The following is a 4358-nucleotide window of genomic DNA, read 5'->3' on the forward strand; positions in this document are numbered from 1 at the left end:
AACTCAAAACTCAAAACTCAAAACTCAAAACTCAAAACTCAAAACTCAAAACTCCCCCTCTCCCCCTTCCTCTTGCAATCGCCTCTAACAAAAGATACACTTCTTTAAACAATCTTTAGTTTGACGGACACCTGGTCCGAAACGCTGCGGTTTCTTCCCTAGAGGTTCTTTCGCCCCTAGGGTGGTCATCGCAGGTTCTAAAATCTTCACGAAAAGAAAGATCGAACTAAAAACTTTATCTTTAGGAGGAGCGTAGTCGATGGGACTACCTTGGTACCGAGTACATACAGTCGTCCTGAACGATCCAGGTCGCCTGATTTCTGTGCATCTAATGCACACTGCCCTTGTAGCAGGCTGGGCTGGTTCGATGGCTTTATACGAACTAGCAATTTATGACCCCAGTGACCCAATCCTTAACCCCATGTGGCGTCAAGGTATGTTCGTGATGCCGTTCATGGCACGTTTGGGTGTCACTGGTTCTTGGAATGGCTGGAGCGTCACGGGGGAAACTGGAGTAGACCCCGGATTCTGGTCATTTGAAGGTGTCGCCGCTGCTCACATTATTCTGTCTGGGATGTTATTCCTAGCCGCAGTATGGCACTGGGTTTACTGGGATCTAGAACTTTTTAGAGATCCTCGCACAGGTGAACCCGCCCTCGATCTGCCCAAAATGTTTGGCATTCACCTGTTCTTATCCGGTCTTCTCTGCTTTGGCTTTGGTGCATTTCACCTAACTGGACTATTTGGTCCTGGCATGTGGGTTTCTGACCCATATGGTCTGACTGGTAGTATGCAGCCTGTAGCTCCAGCCTGGGGGCCAGAAGGGTTCAACCCCTATAACCCTGGCGGGATTGTGGCTCATCATATCGCGGCAGGTGTTGTCGGTGTGATTGCTGGTTTGTTCCACTTGAGTGTCCGACCCCCACAAAGGCTATTCAAAGCCCTGCGGATGGGGAATATCGAAACTGTACTATCGAGTAGTATTGCGGCGGTATTCTTTGCTGCTTTCGTGGTAGCGGGTACGATGTGGTTCGGTTCAGCAGCAACACCAATTGAATTGTTTGGACCTACCCGTCATCAATGGGATAACGGTTATTTCCAACAAGAAATTACGCGGCGTGTGGATGCCAGTATCGAAGCTGGTGCTACTCCCTCGGAAGCTTGGGCAGAAATTCCTGAGAAACTGGCATTCTTCGACTATGTAGGCAACTCCCCAGCTAAAGGCGGTTTGTTCCGCACTGGTCCAATGAACAGTGGTGATGGGCTAGCTCAAGTTTGGCTGGGTCATCCAGTCTTTACTGATGCAGAAGGTCGTCAGTTAACCGTCCGTCGCTTACCCAACTTCTTTGAAACCTTCCCAGTCATCTTGACAGATGCCGATGGCATCGTTCGCGCGGATATTCCGTTCCGACGGGCAGAATCAAGATACAGCTTTGAACAAGCTGGTGTTACCGTTCAATTCTACGGTGGGACTTTGGATGGTCAAAGCTTTACAGATCCCATCGATGTCAAACAATATGCTCGTAAGGCACAACTGGGCGAGCCTTTTGAGTTTGACACCAAAACCCTGAACTCTGACGGGGTGTTCCGTACCAGTCCACGCGGTTGGTTCACCTTCGGTCATGCCGTCTTTGCCTTGCTATTCTTCTTTGGTCATATCTGGCACGGTTCCCGGACTCTGTTCCGAGATGTCTTTGCAGGTGTTGAGGCTGACTTAGAAGAGCAAGTAGAATTCGGTCTATTCCAAAAAGTGGGCGACTTCAGTACCCGCAAGATCTAAATTCGCCATCGTTGTGGCAAACTAAAGAGGTTCGAGGAAAAAAAATTTCCTTGACCTCTTTACTTTTTAGTGTTGCTTGGCAAGGTAGACTAGAAGTCGAGCAAATCATTGGGGATTATTAACATGGAAAGCGTTGCTTATATCTTTATCCTGGTCTTGGCACTGGGTGTTCTGTTTTTTGCGATCGCCTTCCGGGAACCGCCTCGGATCGGAAAGTAGTTCGCTCTCAATCAGCAGGCTCTTTCCGAGCCGCTGTTAACCCTTGCGATCGTCAAAAATTTATAGTTTTGTTAAATGCCCTGAGCTGCCAAATTCTATCAGCCCGTTTAGTAACTCTGAATCGGATAGATAGACATCGGCTCAGATTTTCCCATTGGTTTAAGTTTCCACTTCTAGCGTTCTCATTAAATTAATTCAATGAGTAGCCTTTAAGTCCACCAAGAGAAAGGACTTTTTCCTATGCGATGTCCCTATTGTCAGCACACTGACAGCCGGGTTCTAGAATCCCGCGCCACAGAAGCAGGACAAAGTGTTCGACGACGTAGAGAGTGCTTGGAATGCAAGCACCGCTTCACGACTTACGAGCGGATTGAATTTGTCCCTGTAACTGTGATCAAACGAGATGGCAAGCGGGAATCCTTTGACCGCTCCAAGTTATTGCGTGGAATTATACGTGCTTGTGAGAAAACAGGCATCCCCCAAGGACGTTTAGAAGCTTTGGTGGATGAGATTGAAGCTGAAGTTCAGCAGGGATTTGGACGAGAAGTCACCAGCAATGAAATTGGCGAGTTGGTACTCCAATACCTGCGCGGTGAGAGTGAAGTGGCTTATGTGCGTTTTGCCTCTGTCTATCGTAAATTTCAAGGCATCCGCGATTTTGTTGAGACATTAGACGATCTCAAAAATGAGCCGGAGTTAACAGACATCTCAACATCCTCCCCAACTATCGCTGCTGATTTGGATTGTGAGGACTGGGAAACATCGGTATCCGCAATCGCACCCTGATGACCAAGAATAGGAAGAGAAATCTGCTTAATTTAACTCAGATCGGTTGTGAATCCCCATTTGAGTTATAATTGTTTGTCTGGACTTACGATCGCCTGTCTAGACTTCTATATGAGAACCTTAGACAAAAGGTTCTCACTAAAGATGCTGAAAAGTCTACACAGCCCAGAGTTCTTGGGTTTTAGGTAACTTCTGAGAAAACTTGATAGTTCTTTGAAGCTCTGTCTTTCGGTGTAGTACCGATCAATGCCTTGGGGGTATCTCCAAGGCTATGCGGGATACCGCGTTTGTCAGTAGTAACACTTCTGGCAATGTTGTACTAACGATATCCTTTCATGGCAGCCATCGATGACCATCAGGATATCTAGGTTAAAAGTATCAGGCATACTCATTAAGGAGATCAAACAAGGAAACACAACATACATGGTCAGTCAGAAAACAAGCACGATAGATATTGGCTTCACTCACGACGATTTTGCTGCTCTCCTCGATAAATACGATTATCACTTCAGTCCCGGTGATATTGTCGCTGGTACTGTATTCAGTTTGGAGCCAAGAGGCGCTCTGATTGACATTGGTGCTAAAACTGCCGCATATATTCCCATTCAGGAGATGTCAATTAACCGTGTTGACAGCCCTGATGAAGTATTACAGTCAAATGAGACGCGAGAATTCTTCATTCTGACGGACGAGAATGAAGATGGACAACTAACTCTTTCTATCCGCCGCATTGAGTATATGCGGGCTTGGGAGCGGGTGCGTCAACTCCAAACCGAAGACGCTACGGTGCGCTCTCTCGTTTTTGCTACCAACCGAGGTGGGGCGCTAGTGCGGATTGAAGGGCTGCGCGGCTTTATTCCGGGTTCTCACATCAGTACCCGCAAGCCGAAGGAAGATTTAGTTGGAGAAGAATTACCACTAAAATTCTTAGAGGTTGATGAAGATCGTAACCGTCTGGTACTATCTCACCGCCGTGCGCTAGTTGAGCGGAAGATGAACCGCTTAGAAGTCGGTGAAGTGGTGATTGGCTCGGTGCGCGGGATTAAGCCTTACGGTGCTTTTATTGATATTGGCGGCGTTAGCGGGTTGTTGCACATTTCTGAGATTTCTCACGATCATATTGATACTCCCCATAGTGTCTTCAATGTTAATGATGAAGTTAAAGTCATGATCATTGATTTGGATGCAGAAAGAGGTCGGATTTCTCTGTCAACCAAGCAGTTAGAGCCGGAACCTGGGGATATGATTAATAATCGCGATCGCGTTTATGATAAAGCGGAAGAGATGGCAGCAAAGTATCGCGAAAAAATGCGTGCCCAACAGGAAACTGCTAATCCTCAAGCTCAACCGGAATCTGAACCTGAACTTCCAGAGATTGAAGAGATCGATATCGTACCTGCGGTTGAAGATTAATAGTTTAATTTATATTTGATAAGGGTATTTGATATACCCAGCAATTAAAAGAGGGAAAACCCCTCTTTTTTTTTATATCTAATCGCGAATAAGCTACAGGGCACTTACAGCAGATTGCAGGTTTATGAAGTACACCTCAGAAACCCGGTTTCTTTGAGAA

Annotated in this window: 4 protein-coding genes; all 4 read left to right on the forward strand. The window is 46.6% G+C overall.

Annotation, left to right across the window (positions count from 1 at the left end; translation table 11 throughout):
• Nucleotides 1-259: 259 nt before the first annotated feature.
• Nucleotides 260-1780 carry a photosystem II chlorophyll-binding protein CP47 gene (gene psbB / locus NJ959_RS26200; RefSeq protein ID WP_254014699.1) on the forward strand — a complete coding sequence of 507 codons (1521 nt, stop codon included), beginning with the start codon at nucleotides 260-262 and terminating at the stop codon, nucleotides 1778-1780.
• A gap of 123 nt (nucleotides 1781-1903) precedes the next feature.
• Nucleotides 1904-1999 (forward strand): photosystem II reaction center protein T, encoded by a 96-nt coding sequence (locus NJ959_RS26205; RefSeq protein ID WP_254014700.1) that lies wholly within the window; start codon nucleotides 1904-1906, stop codon nucleotides 1997-1999.
• 240 nt (nucleotides 2000-2239) lie between these two features.
• Nucleotides 2240-2785, forward strand: coding sequence for a transcriptional regulator NrdR (gene nrdR, locus NJ959_RS26210; RefSeq protein WP_254014701.1), 546 nt, complete (start codon nucleotides 2240-2242; stop codon nucleotides 2783-2785).
• Nucleotides 2786-3208: 423 nt separating this feature from the next.
• Nucleotides 3209-4198 (forward strand): 30S ribosomal protein S1, encoded by a 990-nt coding sequence (locus tag NJ959_RS26215; RefSeq protein ID WP_254014702.1) that lies wholly within the window; start codon nucleotides 3209-3211, stop codon nucleotides 4196-4198.
• Nucleotides 4199-4358 lie beyond the last annotated feature (160 nt).

The sequence above is a fragment of the Limnofasciculus baicalensis BBK-W-15 genome (assembly GCF_024178385.1).
GTDB classification, from domain to species: domain Bacteria; phylum Cyanobacteriota; class Cyanobacteriia; order Cyanobacteriales; family Coleofasciculaceae; genus Limnofasciculus; species Limnofasciculus baicalensis.